Source organism: Streptomyces sp. NPDC001348, from assembly GCF_053597535.1.
In genome coordinates this window covers 1-14,808 of record NZ_JBSFIK010000048.1, presented here as the reverse complement: position 1 = coordinate 14,808, position 14,808 = coordinate 1, and the positions used below count along the sequence as shown (strand labels likewise).

The 14,808-nt window shown below is 72.0% G+C and carries 15 protein-coding genes and 1 pseudogene; 13 read left to right on the top strand and 3 right to left on the bottom strand.

Annotated features, from left to right (window positions below; genetic code table 11):
* Window positions 1-261: pseudogene (locus ACWC21_RS35140) on the bottom strand (isocitrate lyase/PEP mutase family protein); the annotation flags it as partial.
* A gap of 256 nt (window positions 262-517) precedes the next feature.
* Here ACWC21_RS35140 and ACWC21_RS35135 point away from each other — a divergent pair.
* A complete protein-coding gene (locus ACWC21_RS35135) occupies window positions 518-1,051 on the top strand; it encodes a barstar family protein (RefSeq protein WP_450887932.1) in 534 nt (177 codons plus the stop codon).
* Window positions 1,052-1,134: 83 nt separating this feature from the next.
* Window positions 1,135-1,536: a VOC family protein gene (locus ACWC21_RS35130; RefSeq protein ID WP_450887930.1), complete on the top strand. Its 402-nt coding sequence runs from the start codon at window positions 1,135-1,137 to the stop codon at window positions 1,534-1,536.
* Here the strand turns inward: ACWC21_RS35130 and ACWC21_RS35125 are convergent.
* Window positions 1,519-2,205: a helix-turn-helix domain-containing protein gene (locus tag ACWC21_RS35125; protein WP_450887928.1), complete on the bottom strand. Its 687-nt coding sequence runs from the start codon at window positions 2,203-2,205 to the stop codon at window positions 1,519-1,521. The two genes, ACWC21_RS35130 and ACWC21_RS35125, sit on opposite strands and share 18 nt — an antisense overlap.
* Before the next feature lie 46 nt (window positions 2,206-2,251).
* Window positions 2,252-3,406: a YihY/virulence factor BrkB family protein gene (locus ACWC21_RS35120; protein WP_450887926.1), complete on the bottom strand. Its 1,155-nt coding sequence runs from the start codon at window positions 3,404-3,406 to the stop codon at window positions 2,252-2,254.
* Between the two features lie 175 nt (window positions 3,407-3,581).
* Here ACWC21_RS35120 and ACWC21_RS35115 point away from each other — a divergent pair, with 175 nt between their 5' ends.
* The 11 genes from ACWC21_RS35115 (at window position 3,582) to ACWC21_RS35065 (ending at window position 14,693) form a co-directional block, all read left to right on the top strand.
* Window positions 3,582-5,219, top strand: coding sequence for an acyl-CoA dehydrogenase family protein (locus tag ACWC21_RS35115; RefSeq protein ID WP_450887925.1), 1,638 nt, complete (start codon window positions 3,582-3,584; stop codon window positions 5,217-5,219).
* A gap of 302 nt (window positions 5,220-5,521) precedes the next feature.
* Window positions 5,522-6,793: a GAF domain-containing protein gene (locus tag ACWC21_RS35110; protein WP_450888015.1), complete on the top strand. Its 1,272-nt coding sequence runs from the start codon at window positions 5,522-5,524 to the stop codon at window positions 6,791-6,793.
* A 183-nt stretch (window positions 6,794-6,976) separates the two neighbouring features.
* On the top strand, window positions 6,977-8,314 hold the full coding sequence (locus ACWC21_RS35105) for a hypothetical protein (protein ID WP_450887923.1): 1,338 nt from the start codon (window positions 6,977-6,979) through the stop codon (window positions 8,312-8,314).
* 17 nt (window positions 8,315-8,331) lie between these two features.
* A complete protein-coding gene (locus tag ACWC21_RS35100; protein ID WP_450887921.1) occupies window positions 8,332-8,895 on the top strand; it encodes a GNAT family N-acetyltransferase in 564 nt (187 codons plus the stop codon).
* 131 nt (window positions 8,896-9,026) lie between these two features.
* The gene (locus ACWC21_RS35095; protein ID WP_310591794.1) at window positions 9,027-9,110 is read left to right on the top strand and encodes a putative leader peptide; all 84 of its coding nucleotides are present in this window, start codon (window positions 9,027-9,029) and stop codon (window positions 9,108-9,110) included.
* 125 nt (window positions 9,111-9,235) lie between these two features.
* The gene (locus ACWC21_RS35090; protein ID WP_450887919.1) at window positions 9,236-10,936 is read left to right on the top strand and encodes a nitrite/sulfite reductase; all 1,701 of its coding nucleotides are present in this window, start codon (window positions 9,236-9,238) and stop codon (window positions 10,934-10,936) included.
* Window positions 10,933-11,127 (top strand): hypothetical protein, encoded by a 195-nt coding sequence (locus tag ACWC21_RS35085; RefSeq protein ID WP_450887917.1) that lies wholly within the window; start codon window positions 10,933-10,935, stop codon window positions 11,125-11,127. The genes ACWC21_RS35090 and ACWC21_RS35085 overlap by 4 nt, the downstream gene beginning before the upstream one ends.
* The gene (locus ACWC21_RS35080; protein ID WP_450887915.1) at window positions 11,124-11,834 is read left to right on the top strand and encodes a phosphoadenylyl-sulfate reductase; all 711 of its coding nucleotides are present in this window, start codon (window positions 11,124-11,126) and stop codon (window positions 11,832-11,834) included. The genes ACWC21_RS35085 and ACWC21_RS35080 overlap by 4 nt, the downstream gene beginning before the upstream one ends.
* Window positions 11,831-12,415 carry an adenylyl-sulfate kinase gene (gene cysC / locus ACWC21_RS35075; protein WP_450887914.1) on the top strand — a complete coding sequence of 195 codons (585 nt, stop codon included), beginning with the start codon at window positions 11,831-11,833 and terminating at the stop codon, window positions 12,413-12,415. Before ACWC21_RS35080 ends, cysC begins: the two co-directional genes overlap by 4 nt.
* Complete coding sequence (gene cysD, locus ACWC21_RS35070; protein ID WP_450887912.1) at window positions 12,412-13,356, top strand: sulfate adenylyltransferase subunit CysD; 945 nt, start codon at window positions 12,412-12,414, stop codon at window positions 13,354-13,356. The genes cysC and cysD overlap by 4 nt, the downstream gene beginning before the upstream one ends.
* 2 nt (window positions 13,357-13,358) lie before the next feature.
* Complete coding sequence (locus ACWC21_RS35065) at window positions 13,359-14,693, top strand: sulfate adenylyltransferase subunit 1 (protein WP_450887910.1); 1,335 nt, start codon at window positions 13,359-13,361, stop codon at window positions 14,691-14,693.
* Window positions 14,694-14,808: the final 115 nt, after the last annotated feature.

Here is a 14,808-nt window from a genome sequence, read left to right as displayed (position 1 = left end):
ACGTACGTCGTCGATGTCGACCAGCAGGTGGTGGTGCGGGAACGCGCCCCGCAGCCGCTGGACGAACGCGAGCATGTCCGGCCAGGCGATGAACCCGATGTCCGGCAGCCCGTAGTACGAGGCCGCGAAACCGAAGCCCGAGACGAACATCCCGTCGTAGTGCTCGGCGGCGATCGACGCCGAGTACATGTCGTACACGCCGATCAGCGGGGTGGTCCCCGGCCCGGCGATCCGCTCGCGCAGCTTCTTCCCGTGAGTCAAGGTCCGGCTCCTAGTGTGGGTGGGTGGCGCGGCCGCCGGATGCGACGCCGCGTCGCGACATCCCTTTGCCAGGACAAGAGCATCCCTTGAAGTTCACGTGGGATTGTCTAGGGACAGGCTTTACTCACTCCGATGGAGCAACGCTTTCACCGCAGAAACGTCACGCGCCCCCGTCGGCGGCCCAGCCGATCCCGGCCGCGAGCTGGTCCCGGAAGGCGGACCGAAGGATCCGCCGGCCCTCGGACAGGGTCCCGCCGTGGCTGCCTTCGACCCCGACACCGACCTCTCCGACGACCTCGCCCTGCGCCTGATGGCGAACACCTTCGACACCCTCTTCCGGCGTCGGCGGCTGCTGGACGAGACCACCGCGTGGCTGCACGACCACGGCTACCGGATCGTCGCCCTGGACGCCGGACGGTGGACCACGGAAGCGGACCTGCACCGGGATGTCGCGGCGGCCCTGGACTTCCCCGACTACTACGGCCGCAACCTCGACGCGCTCGACGACTGCCTGCGCGACGTCGAGGCGTACGAGTACGGGACCACCCGGGAGGCGACCGGCCTCGTCCTCGTGCTCACCCGCTACGACCGCTTCGCGCGGGTTCAGCCGCGAGCGGCGCAGGCGGTCCTGGACATCGTCGCGGACCGCGCCCGCGGTGCCGCGCTCTTCGGGCACCGCATCATGGCCCTCGTCCAGAGCGACGGCCCTGACATCGCCTTCGAGCCGGTGGGCGCCATGGCGGTGATGTGGAACCACGCGGAGGCGCTCGACAGCAGCCGCCGCGGATGAACCGGCTCCGGCGGCCGGCCGTCGGCCCGCGGGTGTCCGATTCCTTCAAGACCGGCCGGGCGGGCGCTGCCTACGGTGATCGCATGACTCCACGTTTCGCAGTGCTCGGCGTGGTGGCCTCCGACCTGGCCGCCTCGCTCGCGTTCTACCGCCGTCTCGGTCTGGTCTTCCCCGACGGCTCCGAGGATCAGCCGCACGTCGAGGCCGAGTTGCCCGGTGGGCTGACCCTCGCCCTGGACACCGAGGACACCGTCCGCTCCTTCCACCCGGGCTGGCGGCCGCCGGCCGGCGGGGGCCGGGTCGCGCTCGCCTTCCGGTGCGCGACGGCGGCCGAGGTCGACGCCGTGTACGAGGACCTGACCGGCGCCGGGTACCACGGCGAGCTCAAGCCGTGGGACGCCTTCTGGGGGCAGCGGTACGCCACCGTGCACGACCCCGACGGCAACGGCGTCGACCTGTTCGCCCCACTACCCGCGGCCCAGTAGCTCTCGGAGCGTCGTCCCCGCCAGGTCCCGCACCTCCCGGGCCAGGTGCGGCTGGTCCGCGTACCCGGCCCGCACCGCCGACTCGGCGAACGGCACCCCGGCGCGGGCGAGGGCGAGCGCGCGCTGCAGCCGCAGCACCCGGGCCAGTGTCTTGGGGCCGTAGCCGAAGGCGCTCAGGCAACGGCGGTGCAACTGGCGGGCGCCGAGGCCGAGTCCGTCGGCCGTGGCGGCGACCGGGCGGCCCGCGGCCAGCGCCGTGACCAGCCGCCCGAGCAGCGGATCGGGCGGACCCGCCTCGAACGCCCGCTCCAGCGCGACGTCCTCCAGGGCCCGCGCGGGATCGGGCGCGGCGTCGACGCGGGCGCTCAGGCTCCGTACCCGGGCGGCGGGCCACAGGTCGGCCAGGTCCACGCGCAGGTCCCGCAGTTCGTACGCCGGTACGCCGAGGAGTGCGGGCGCGGTGCCCGGGGGGAACCGGACGCCCGCCCAGCGCCGCGGCCGCCCGTCCGGGACGTACGCGTGCGTGTCGGGGCCCGCGACCAGCAGGCGTCCCTCGTTCCACAGCAGGTCCATGCAGCCGTCCGGCAGCACGGGCCGCACGGCGGGGGCCTCCAGGGTGCGGCGCCACACCACCGCTCCGGTCAGCCTGGACGCCCGTTCCCGGTACATGTGCGCCAGGCTACGCCGCGGACGCCGCCGAGCCGGGGCGCCCGGGTCACTTCTCGGGCGGGCCGGTCTCCCCGGCCGTCTTGTGGGCGTTGTGCTGGCTCCGCACATGCGCGCGCAACCGAGCCGTCACGTCCTCCGGGGGCAGGAAGCGCGACCAGCGCTCGGGGAACTCGGACGGCATGTCGGGGTCCTCGGGGTCGCTCTCGAGGGCGGCGGCGGCCCGGGCGACGTACTCGGCGACCTGGACCTCGCGCAGCCGCTCCTGGGCGGCGCGGGCGGCGGCCGTGGCGGCGGCCGGCCAGACCCGGTCGATGGCCGCGTTGACGGCGGCGCCGACCAGCACGGCGAACGCTCCCACACCGATCCACAGCAGCACCGCGACGGAGGCGGCGAGGGAGCCGTAGATCGTGGCGCCCTCGATCGTGCTGGTGAGGTAGATGCGCAGCAGGAAGCTGCCCAGCACCCACATGGCCAGCGCGACCAGGGCGCCGGGGACGTCCTCGATCCACGGGGACCGCACGGGCACGGACACGTGGTAGAGCGTGGTGAGGAAGGCGATCGAGAGGACGATCACCACCGGCCAGTACAGGACCTGCACCAGCGTCTCCGACCAGGGCACGATCCCCACCACCGCGTCCGGCCCGGCCACCATCAGCGGCAGCGCCACCGAGCCGATCAGCAGTGCCACGATGAACAACAGGAAGGCCATGATCCGGGTCTTCACGATGCCCCGGACGCCGTCGAGGCCGTACATCACGGTGATGGTGTCGATGAAGACGTTCACCGCCCGGGAACCCGACCACAGGGCGAAGAGGAAGCCGATGGAGATGACGTCCGGGCGGCCGCCCTTCATCACGTCGTGCAGGATCGGCTCGGCGATCTCCTTGACGCCCTTGTCGGACAGCACGGTCCGGGAGGCCTCCAGGAGGTTGTTCTCCAGGGACTGGATGGTGTCGGCGCCGGTCCAGGCGTCCACGTAGCCGAGCAGCCCGATCAGGCTCAGCAGCAGCGGCGGCACGGACAGCAGCGTGAAGAACGCCGCCTCGGCCGCCAGGCCCAGGATGCGGTACTCCATGCACGAGTTGACGGTGTCCTTGAGCAGCAGCCAGGCGGTCCTGCGCTTGGAGACGTTCCGGTAGAGCACTCTGGCCCGGTGGAGCCGTCCGCCGGGCCGCTCGGGGGGTTCACTTGCTGGCTGCACGCCCTAAAGGTATCCGCCGGGGCGGCCCCCTCTCACCTCGCGGGCGGCGCCTCGCGGCAGCGGGAACCCGGGGACGGCCGGACGCCCTTCGTATTCGGGGTTCCCGTGCGCCCGGTGACCGGGCCTGTGTCACTCTGGGGCCATCACCTCCGTCGCCCCGGGTAGGTTCGCTGACATGGCAGGCACCAGCACGCACACCGTGACGAACCAGCCACCACCGCTGGTCGGACATGACCTCTTCACCACCGACCGGGCGCTGAGCGAGGCGGTCGAGCGGCACACCGCCCCGGACCTCGTCGACGAGGTGCGCGACGAGCTGTCCGGGCTCGGCAGGACCTCGGGCTCGGCGCAGGTCCAGGAATGGGCGGTACTGGCCAACGACAACCCGCCCAGACTGCGCACCCACGACCGCTACGGGCACCGTGTGGACGAGGTCGAGTTCCACCCGGCCTGGCACCGGCTGCTCGGCAAGGGCGTCTCGGCGGGACTGACCACCGCCTGGGTACGCCCCGCCGGGCACGTGCGGCGGGCGGCCGGGTTCCTGATCTGGTCCCAGGTCGAGGCGGGCAACGGCTGCCCGCTGTCCATGACCCACGCGGCGGTGCCCGCGCTGCGCACCGATCCCGCACTCGCCGCCGAGTGGGAGCCCCGGCTGACGTCCACGATCTACGACCGGGAGCTCAGACCCGCCCGTCTCAAGTCCGGGGCGGTCTTCGGGATGGGCATGACCGAGAAGCAGGGCGGCAGCGACGTACGGGCGAACACCACCGCCGCGACCCCGCTCGCCGAGGACGGCACGTACTCGCTGACCGGGCACAAGTGGTTCTGCTCCGCGCCGATGTCGGACGGGTTCCTGGTGCTCGCGCAGGCCCCTGGCGGGCTGACCTGTTTCCTCGTGCCCCGGGTCCTCGAGGACGGCACCCGCAACGTCTTCCTCATCCAGCGGCTCAAGGACAAGCTGGGCAACCGGTCGAACGCCTCCAGCGAGGTGGAGTTCGACGGGACCTGGGCGCGCCGCGTCGGCGAGGAGGGGCGGGGGGTGCGGACCATCATCGAGATGGTCGCCGCGACCCGGCTCGACTGTGTGCTCGGTTCGGCGGGACTGATGCGGCAGGCCGTGGCGCAGGCCGTGCACCACTGCACCCACCGGGAGGCCTTCGGCGGCAAGCTGATCGACAAGCCGCTGATGCGCAACGTCCTCGCCGACCTCGCGCTGGAGTCGGAGGCCGCCACCGCACTGGCGATGCGGCTCGCCGCCGCCTACGACGACGGGGGTGAGCGGGAGCGGGCGTTGCTGCGGCTGGCGGTGCCGGCCGCCAAGTACTGGGTGACCAAGCGGGCTGCACCGGTGGCGGTGGAGGCCGCCGAGTGCCTGGGCGGCAACGGCTACGTCGAGGAGTCGGGCATGCCCCGGCTGGTGCGCGAGTCGCCGCTCAACTCCATCTGGGAGGGCGCGGGCAACGTGCAGGCACTGGACGTGCTGCGGGCGCTGCAACGCGAACCCGAGGCGCTGGACGCCTATCTGATCGAGGTGGGCCGGGCGCGCGGTGCCGACCACCGGCTGGACGGGGCGGTGAAGAACCTGTTGGTCGAACTCGGCGAGCTGGAGGGCGTGGAGGGGCGCGCCCGGCGGCTCGTGGAGCGGCTGGCGCTGGTTCTGCAGGGGGCGCTGCTGGTGCGGTTCGCGCCACCGGAGGTCGCCGACGCGTTCTGCGCCTCCCGGCTGGGCGGCGACTGGGGCGCGGCCTTCGGCACGCTGCCGCACGGGCTGAATCCGGCCGCCGTGGTGGAGCGGGCCCGTCCGGTCTCCTGAGGGCGGCTGATGCGGGAGTGGTGCCGCGCCGACACGGCACCACTCCTGCTCACGGCCCGTTGCGGGCCTCGGCGCCATCAGGGCGGCGCTGCTCAAGTTTCGGCCACCGCGGGACCGTTCACCAGGGTTGCAAGGGGTTGCAACTTGTTGGTGTCCGTGCACGGACTGTGTGCCTCCGATGCCTGCCGACGGGCAGTATGAGACGGGTGGTCGGCCGGAAAGCGTCGTACGGGCCGCCTGCCAACCGCTTGCCGCAGCCCGCCGCACAGCTCTCCGGGAGGACTTCCGTGGCCGACTCGTCGATGACCTTGGCGCGACTCGCCGCCATGGACGTGTCGCGAGCGGCGCGGGTGCTGGGCGAGGTGCGGGCGGCCGTGCTCTCCGGGCGGCGCGCACCGCTGGCGCCCCGTCCGGTGATCGAGCAGTCATGGGGTCGCATGCTGCGCGGCGGGCTGGATCCCGACCGCGGTTCCCGCAGCGGACTGCTGACGCCCGAGGAAGTGCTGCGCAGGCGGGAGGAGTCGGCGCTGCGGCATGTGCTGCCGGTGCTGCGGCAGGGGCTGTTGACGGTCGCCGACGTCGCCCGGCACATCATGGTGGTGACCGACGCCGAAGGCCGGGTGCTGTGGCGGGAGGGCAGTCCGGCCGTGCTGCGCAAGGCCGACGGTCTCGGTCTTGCGGAGGGCGCGGACTGGCGGGAGGACGTCGTCGGCACCAACGGCGTGGGCACCACGGTGGTGGTGCGCCGGCCCGTGCAGGTCTTCGCCGGCGAGCACTTCGTGCGCTCGCACACCTCGTGGACCTGCGCCGGCGCCCCGGTCACCGACCCCCGGGACGGCCGGCTGCTGGGCGTGGTGGACATCAGCGGCCCGCTGGAGACGATGCACCCGGCGACGCTGGCCTGGGTGGACTCGGTGGCCAAACTCGCCGAGGCCCGACTGAGGGAGTTGCACGTGACCTCGCTGGAGCGGCTGCGGGCCGAGGCGGCGCCGGTGCTGGCCCGGGTCGGCGGGCGGGCGGTGGTGGTGGACCGGGACGGCTGGACCGCCACGGTCACGGGGTTGCCGTACAGCCCGCGCGTCGGGCTGCCCACGGCGTTGTCGGCGGGCCGGCGGTGGCTGCCCGCGCTCGGCCTGTGCTCCGTGGAGCCGCTGGGCGACGGTTGGCTGGTGCGCGCCGCCGACGAGCCGCCGCCCGGCGCCGCCCGGATCGTGCTGGACCTCACCGGGCCGCGGCGCTGGACGGTGACGGTCTCCGGCCAGGCCGGTTCCTGGTCCCGTGAACTGAGCCCCCGGCACGCCGAGTTGCTGTACGTGCTGGCCCTGCACCGCAGCGGGCGCAGCGCCGCGGGCCTGGCCGCGGACATGTTCGGCGACCCGTCCCGTACGGTGACGGTACGGGCGGAGATGTCACGGGTGCGGCGGTATCTGGGGGCGTTCCTGCAACACCGGCCGTATCGTTTCTGCGAAGAGGCGGAGGTCGAGGTGCTGCTGCCCGAGGATCCGTTCGCGCTGCTGCCCCACTCGACGGCGCCGGCCGTGATCGGGGGCCGGACTTCGCCGCTCACGTCCTGAATGGCGGCGAAGCTTACCGCATTTGGCATATTCGGCATATCCGAGGGTGCATCTTCCGCATATTTGCGAGGTCTTCGACCCGCGCCGCCCCGACTGCCGTAGCATCCCCCTACGGGCCACCCCACCTGCTCCTCGGTCAACGCGATGACCATCAGGCGCAGTTGGCCCGCCTCGGGAGGAGACATGAAGCAACGCGGCAGACACCGTCGGCGCAGACGAGGTGCGGCGCTTCGCGCGGTCCTGGCCGGGACCGCACTCGCGCTCACCGCGGCCGCCACCCTGATCAGCGCCTCGCAGGCGACGGTCGCCGACGATCCCGGCGCCCTGAAGCCGCTGACCTCCTCCGCCGTGACCGGCGCACTGCGGCTCCAGGAGCACCCCGTGGCGGCCCGCTCGCTGGACCGGCTCTCCTCGGCCATGGGCCGGCCGGTCGGTGTCGGCACGGTTCTGCGGAGCGCCGACCGCACCCTGCGCGAGTCGGCCGAGTGCGGCTCCGAGAACCGCGAGTCACTGCCCGTGGCCCCCGCGGCCACGACGGCGTACTGCTGGGACCCGGCCGACACCGCCGCCGACTGGCGGCCTGCTTCGGTGACCACGTCCGGTGACGCGGAGGACGACGGCCCGCGGGGCACCGACCGGGTGGTCCTCGCGGGCTGGACGCACAGCACGACGGCCGGAAGCGCCCACGAGCGGGGCCTCGCCCGGGTCGCCTTCGTCGACGCCGGCGATTCCCGCCGCCCGGTCTACCGCTGGGTGCTGCTGGTCGTCCCGGTGGACGGGGGGCGCGACTACCGCGGCCTGACCTCTCCCGTCTCCGGCATGGTCTGGTACCGGGACAAGCTGCTCGTCACCTCCGGTCCGGAATCCGCCGAGGCGCTCTACGTCTACGACCTGAACCGCATCCAGCGCACCAGCGTCGACGGCCCGGCGGTCGGCCGGGTGCCCGGCGGCTGGTCGGCGGACGGGTACGGCTACGTGATGCCGGCCGTGGGCTCCTACCGCTTCGCGGCCGGCCGCTGCACCGGCACGGAGCACGGCACACCCTGTCCGGGCAGTCTGTCCCTCGACCGGGGCACGGCCTCCGACAGCCTGGTCGTCGGCGAACGGACCCCCGCCGGCAGCGAGCGGCAGTCCCGTCTGTGGCGGTACTCCCTCGGCGCCGCCCCCGGGCACGGCGGGCCGCTCGCCGCGGACGCGGCCGGCCGGGTGGACGCGGTCGACGCGTACCGGACCGGGGCGGCCGGCATCCGGGGCGTGCTGTCGTACCGCCCGGTCGGGGCGGCCCGGCCGACCTGGTACATCGCGCATCCGCCCCGCGACCTGGACGGCCACGGCACCCTCTGGGCGCTGGACGCCGACGGCGCGAAGTCGGCACGCTGCGGCTCCGACGCCACGCGCCACTGCTGGGCCGAGGAGGCCGGGTCCCTGTCCTACCGGCCGGAGACGGGCGAGGTGTGGTCGATGACGGACCGCATGCTGTTCTCCCTGCCCCTGACCGCCATCGACAGTTCGCTGGGGTAGATGATTCCCTGACCTCCATGAGCACCATCACGGTCACCACCTGGTCCCTGGAGCAGACGTCCCCGGCCGACCTCCTCCCGGCCGCCGCCCCCGACGGCGATGTCCGGATCGTCCGCTCCGAGGTCCCCTCCCCCGAGTTCAGCCGTTTCCTGTACGCGTCGGTCGGCGGTGACGTCCGCTGGACCGACCGGCTGGGCTGGAGCTACGACCGGTGGCGGGAGCACCTGGACCGGCCGGGCGTGGAGACGTGGGTCGCCTACGACCGGGGCACCCCGGCCGGGTTCATGGAGCTGGAGCCGCAGGACGAAGGGGTCGTGGAGATCACGTACTTCGGCCTGCTCCCCGCCTTCCGCGGCCGGCGCATCGGCGGCCATCTGCTGGCCCACGGCACGGCCCGGGCATGGGACCTCGCCGAACGGTGGGCCGAGCGGACGCCGACGAAACGGGTGTGGCTGCACACGTGCAGCAAGGACGGCGAGTTCGCGTTGGACAACTACCTGCGGCGCGGCTTCCAGCTGTTCGACACCGAGCTGAAGGAGGAGCCCGAGGTGCCGGCGCCCGGGCCCTGGCCGGGGGCCTGACGGCGAGAACCTACGGCCGCCGTCGGCCGTCGGGGCATGACCCAGATCACAGCGTCCACGATTCGGGACCCGCATGTCCACATTGCGGATGAAGGTGGACTGGCCAGAGATCCCCATGACACGCTTTCGTCATGTCCGGAACTGGAATCGCCTTGGTGAGTCGGCGGCACGTCGACCTCGGCCGCATGTCCAGCGCCATCTGTCCGGCGCGCTGACAGCTCCAGCGACCCGACATTCACGATTTCCCTCTCCTCCTGCGCAATGACGCGCACGTATGCGCATGTGCCCGTACACGCAGGTCCAGAGCCGCTTTCCGCCTGTCCCGAAGGACGTAACCACCATGGCCGCCACCCCCCAGAACCCTGCCGCCTCCGCGCCCCGCCGCAAGGTGAGCCGTCACCGTGGTGAGGGTCAGTGGGCCGTGGGGCACTTCACCCCGCTCAACGGCAACGAGCAGGTCAAGAAGGACGACGACGGTCTCAATGTGCGGACACGCATTGAGACGATTTACTCCAAGCGCGGCTTCGACTCGATCGACCCCAGCGACCTGCGCGGACGTATGCGCTGGTGGGGGCTCTACACCCAGCGCAAGCCCGGGATCGACGGCGGCAAGACCGCGATCCTGGAGCCGGAGGAGCTGGACGACGAGTACTTCATGATGCGCGTCCGCATCGACGGCGGGGCGCTGACCACCCGGCAGCTGCGGGTCATCGGTGAGATCTCCCAGGAGTTCGCGCGCGGCACCGCCGACATCACCGACCGGCAGAACGTCCAGTACCACTGGATCCGCGTCGAGGACGTGCCCGAGATCTGGCAGCGGCTGGAGGCCGTCGGGCTGTCCACGGTGACGGCCTGCGGAGACACGCCCCGAGTGATGATCGGCTCGCCGGTCGCCGGTATCGCCGAGGACGAGATCATCGACGGCACCCCGGCGCTGGAGGAGATGAAGCGCCGTGTCCTGAACAACAAGGCGTACTCGAACCTCCCGCGGAAGTTCAAGACGGCCATCTCGGGCTCCCCGCTGCTGGACGTCGTCCACGAGATCAACGACGTGGCGTTCGTCGGGGTCCGCCACCCCGAGCACGGGCCGGGCTTCGACGTGTGGGTCGGCGGCGGACTGTCGACCAACCCCAAGCTGGGAGTGCGGCTCGGCGCCTGGGTTCCGGTCGACGAGGTGGCGGACGTCTACGAGGGCGTCATCTCGATCTTCCGTGACTACGGCTACCGTCGGCTGCGCAACCGCGCCCGGCTGAAGTTCCTGGTCGCCGACTGGGGTGCGGAGAAGTTCCGGCAGGTGCTGGAGGACGAGTACCTGGGCGGGCGCAAGCTCGTCGACGGCCCGGCCCCCGAGCAGCCGGTCCAGCAGTGGCGCGACCACATCGGAGTGCACCGGCAGAAGGACGGCCGCTTCTACGTCGGCTTCGCCCCGCGGGTCGGCCGCGTCGACGGCACCACACTGACGAAGATCGCCGACCTCGCGGAGGCGCACGGCTCCGGGCGGGTCCGGACGACCGTCGAGCAGAAGATGATCGTCCTCGACGTCGCGGAGGACCAGGTCGACTCGCTGGTCGAGGCCCTGGAAGCGCTGGACCTCAGTGCCAGGCCCTCCCCGTTCCGGCGCGGCACCATGGCCTGCACCGGCATCGAGTACTGCAAGCTCGCCATCGTCGAGACCAAGCAGCGCGGATCGCAGCTGATCGACGAACTGGAGCGCCGGATCCCGGACTTCGACGAGCCGATCACCATCAACCTCAACGGCTGCCCCAACGCCTGCGCCCGCATCCAGGTGGCGGACATCGGTCTCAAGGGACAGCTGGTCCTGGACGAGAACGGCAACCAGGTCGAGGGCTACCAGGTGCACCTCGGCGGCGCCCTGGGCCTCGAGCCCGGCTTCGGCCGCAAGGTGCGCGGTCTGAAGGTCACCGCGGAGGAGCTGCCCGACTACGTCGAGCGCGTCCTGCGGCGGTTCCAGGACGAGCGCAAGGAGGGCGAGCGGTTCGCCGCCTGGGCCGCGCGCGCAACGGAGGAGGCCCTGTCGTGAGCGAGCGCGCCGCACCTTTCTACTGCCCCTACTGCGGCGACGAGGACCTTCGCCCCAGTGAAGCCCCGGAAGGCGGCGGTCACGGCGCCTGGGAATGCGCGGCGTGCAACCGCGCATTCCAGCTGAAGTTCCTCGGGCTGCTGGCCCGGGGACTTCAGCGAGCCGACGATGGAGGGGATGACCGGATATGACGACGGCTCAGGAAGAACGCACCGCCGAAGACCTGAAGGCGCTCGCCGAGCAGGCGGGCCGCGAGCTGGAGGAGGCCTCCGCGCTGGAGATCCTCCAGTGGGCCGTGGACACCTTCGGCAAGGGCTTCTGCGTCACGTCCTCCATGGAGGACGCGGTGGTCGCCCACCTGGCGTCCCGCGTCCTGAAGGGCGTGGACGTCGTGTTCCTCGACACCGGCTACCACTTCCCGGAGACCATCGGCACGCGGGACGCGGTGGAGGCCGTGATGGACGTCAACGTCATCACGCTCACCCCGCGGCAGACGGTCGCCGAGCAGGACGCCGAGTACGGTCCCAGGCTGCACGACCGCGACCCCGACCTGTGCTGCAGGCTCCGCAAGGTGCAGCCCCTGGAGGAGGGCCTCAAGGGCTACCAGGCCTGGGCGACGGGCCTGCGCCGCGACGAGTCCCCGACCCGGGCGAACACCCCGGTCGTCGGCTGGGACGACAGGCGCCAGAAGGTCAAGATCTCGCCGATCGCCCGCTGGACCCAGGACGACGTGGACGCCTACGTCGCCGAACACGGCGTACTGACCAACCCGCTGCTGATGGACGGCTACGCCTCCGTCGGCTGCGCCCCCTGCACCCGCCGGGTCCTCGAGGGCGAGGACGCGCGTGCCGGACGGTGGGCGGGCCGCGGCAAGACCGAGTGCGGGCTGCACGGATGACCGCGACTGCCGTTCAGGCGAACACCGAACTCCAGGAGAACCAAGTGACGACCGGAGCCACCGTCTGGCTCACGGGTCTGCCGAGTGCCGGCAAGACCACCATCGCGTACGAGCTGGCCGGCCGGCTGCGCGAGGAGGGCCACCTCGTCGAGGTGCTCGACGGCGACGAGATCCGCGAGTTCATCTCGGCGGGCCTCGGCTTCAGCCGCGAGGACCGGCACACCAACGTGCAGCGCATCGGCTTCGTCGCCGAGCTGCTGGCCCGCAACGGCGTCAAGGTCCTCGTGCCGGTCATCGCGCCGTACGCGGACAGCCGGGACGCGGTGCGCAAGCGGCACCGGGAGAACGGCACGGCGTACCTGGAGGTGCACGTGGCGACCCCGGTCGAGGTGTGCTCGGTACGCGATGTGAAGGGGCTGTACGCCAAGCAGGCCGCGGGCGAGCTGTCGGGGCTCACGGGCGTCGACGACCCGTACGAGGAGCCCGAGTCGCCCGACCTGCGCATCGAGTCGCAGCACCAGAGCGTGCCGGAGTCCGCGGCCTCCGTGTACGCCCTGCTCAGCGAAAGGGGACTGGCATGACGACCGTCACCACGGTCAAGGGGGGCGGCGAGGGCACGGACAGTCCGTACGCCCTCTCCCACCTGGACGCGCTGGAGTCCGAGGCGGTGCACATCTTCCGTGAGGTGGCGGGCGAGTTCGAGCGGCCGGTGATCCTGTTCTCCGGCGGCAAGGACTCCATCGTCATGCTGCACCTGGCGCTGAAGGCGTTCACCCCGGCGGCGGTGCCCTTCTCGCTGCTGCACGTGGACACCGGGCACAACTTCCCCGAGGTGCTCGAGTACCGCGACCGCACGGTCGAGCGGCACGGGCTGCGCCTGCACGTGGCGTCCGTGCAGGACTACATCGACCGCGGTGTGCTCAAGGAACGCCCCGACGGCACCCGCAACCCGCTGCAGACGGTGCCGCTGACGGAGAGGATCCAGAGCGAGCGCTTCGACGCCGTCTTCGGCGGCGGCCGGCGGGACGAGGAGAAGGCCCGGGCGAAGGAGCGGGTGTTCTCACTGCGCGACGAGTTCTCCCAGTGGGATCCGCGTCGGCAGCGGCCCGAACTGTGGAACCTGTACAACGGCCGCCACGCGCCCGGCGAGCACGTCCGCGTCTTCCCGCTGTCCAACTGGACCGAGCTGGACGTCTGGCAGTACATCGCCCGCGAGGGCATCGAGCTGCCCGAGATCTACTTCGCGCACGAGCGCGAGGTGTTCCAGCGGGCCGGCATGTGGCTGACGGCGGGCGAGTGGGGCGGCCCGAAGGACGGGGAGACGGTCGAGAAGCGCCTGGTGCGCTACCGGACCGTCGGCGACATGTCCTGCACGGGCGCCGTCGACTCCGACGCCACCACGCTGGACGCCGTCATCACCGAGATCGCCGCGTCCCGGCTCACCGAGCGCGGCGCCACCCGCGCCGACGACAAGATGTCCGAGGCCGCGATGGAAGACCGCAAGCGCGAGGGGTACTTCTAAGGATGAGCACCACGACGACCGAGGTACTCTCGGCCACCACCCTGCTGCGGTTCGCCACCGCGGGCTCCGTCGACGACGGCAAGTCCACCCTCGTCGGCCGGCTGCTGCACGACTCCAAGTCGGTCCTCACCGACCAGCTGGAGGCCGTCGAGCACGCCTCCCTGAGCCGCGGCAAGGACGCGCCCGACCTGGCCCTCCTGACCGACGGGCTGCGCGCCGAGCGCGAGCAGGGCATCACGATCGACGTGGCCTACCGCTACTTCGCCACCCCCCGCCGCCGGTTCATCCTCGCCGACACGCCCGGCCATGTGCAGTACACCCGCAACATGGTCACCGGCGCCTCCACCGCCGAGCTGACGGTGATCCTGGTCGACGCCCGCAACGGCGTCGTCGAGCAGACCCGCCGGCACGCCGCCATCGCCGCGCTGCTCCGGGTCCCGCACGCGGTTCTCGCCGTCAACAAGATGGACCTCGTCGACTACCAGGAGTCCGTGTTCGCCGCGATCGCCGAGGAGTTCACGGCGTACGCCACCGAACTGGGCGTCCCCGAGGTCACCGCGATCCCGATCTCGGCGCTCGCCGGCGACAACGTGGTGGAGCCGTCCGCGAACATGGACTGGTACGGCGGCCCGACCGTCCTGGAGCACCTGGAGACCGTCCCGGTCAGCCACGACCTGGCGCACTGCCACGCCCGGCTGCCCGTGCAGTACGTGATCCGGCCGCAGACCGCCGAGCACCCGGACTACCGGGGCTACGCGGGCCAGATCGCGGCCGGTTCGTTCCGGGTGGGCGAGCAGGTGACGGTCCTGCCGTCCGGCCGCACGACGAGGATCTCCGGGATCGACCTGCTGGGCGAGCCGGTCGACGTCGCCTGGACCACCCAGTCGGTGACCGTCCTCCTCGAGGACGACATCGACGTCTCGCGCGGCGACCTGATCGTGCCGACCAAGGACGCCCCGGCGACCACCCAGGACATCGAGGCCACGGTCTGCCACGTCGCGGACGCCCCGCTGACCGTCGGCCACCGGGTGCTGCTCAAGCACGGCACCCGCACGGTCAAGGCGATCGTCAAGGACATCCCGTCCCGGCTCACACTCGCCGACCTGTCCCTGCACCCGCACCCGGGACAGCTCGTCGCCAACGACATCGGCCGGGTGAAGGTCCGCACCGCAGAGCCGCTGCCGGTCGACTCCTACTCCGACTCGCGGCGCACCGGCTCCTTCATCCTGATCGACCCCAGCGACGGCACCACGCTCACCGCGGGCATGGTCGGCGAGTCGTTCGCCGCACCCGAGCCGGTCAAGGACGAGCCCGACGACGACGGCTGGGACTTCTGAGCATGACGACGACCGACGTCTACTCGACGTTCGCGAAGGAGGGCGGCCGCGTCGGCAGCGGCGCCCTCGGCAGCGGGCAGGGCGGAGTGGCGCGATGTGTGCGATGACGTACGCG

Coding starts and splice junctions, on each gene's coding strand:
- ACWC21_RS35130 (WP_450887930.1), top strand. CDS start 1,135: ATGACTCCACGTTTCGCAGTGCTCGGCGTGGTGGCCTCCGACCTGGCC.
- ACWC21_RS35125 (WP_450887928.1), bottom strand. CDS start 2,205: ATGTACCGGGAACGGGCGTCCAGGCTGACCGGAGCGGTGGTGTGGCGC.
- ACWC21_RS35115 (WP_450887925.1), top strand. CDS start 3,582: ATGGCAGGCACCAGCACGCACACCGTGACGAACCAGCCACCACCGCTG.
- ACWC21_RS35110 (WP_450888015.1), top strand. CDS start 5,522: ATGACCTTGGCGCGACTCGCCGCCATGGACGTGTCGCGAGCGGCGCGG.
- ACWC21_RS35105 (WP_450887923.1), top strand. CDS start 6,977: ATGAAGCAACGCGGCAGACACCGTCGGCGCAGACGAGGTGCGGCGCTT.
- ACWC21_RS35100 (WP_450887921.1), top strand. CDS start 8,332: ATGAGCACCATCACGGTCACCACCTGGTCCCTGGAGCAGACGTCCCCG.
- ACWC21_RS35095 (WP_310591794.1), top strand. CDS start 9,027: ATGTCCGGAACTGGAATCGCCTTGGTGAGTCGGCGGCACGTCGACCTC.
- ACWC21_RS35090 (WP_450887919.1), top strand. CDS start 9,236: ATGGCCGCCACCCCCCAGAACCCTGCCGCCTCCGCGCCCCGCCGCAAG.
- ACWC21_RS35080 (WP_450887915.1), top strand. CDS start 11,124: ATGACGACGGCTCAGGAAGAACGCACCGCCGAAGACCTGAAGGCGCTC.
- cysC (WP_450887914.1), top strand. CDS start 11,831: ATGACCGCGACTGCCGTTCAGGCGAACACCGAACTCCAGGAGAACCAA.
- cysD (WP_450887912.1), top strand. CDS start 12,412: ATGACGACCGTCACCACGGTCAAGGGGGGCGGCGAGGGCACGGACAGT.
- ACWC21_RS35065 (WP_450887910.1), top strand. CDS start 13,359: ATGAGCACCACGACGACCGAGGTACTCTCGGCCACCACCCTGCTGCGG.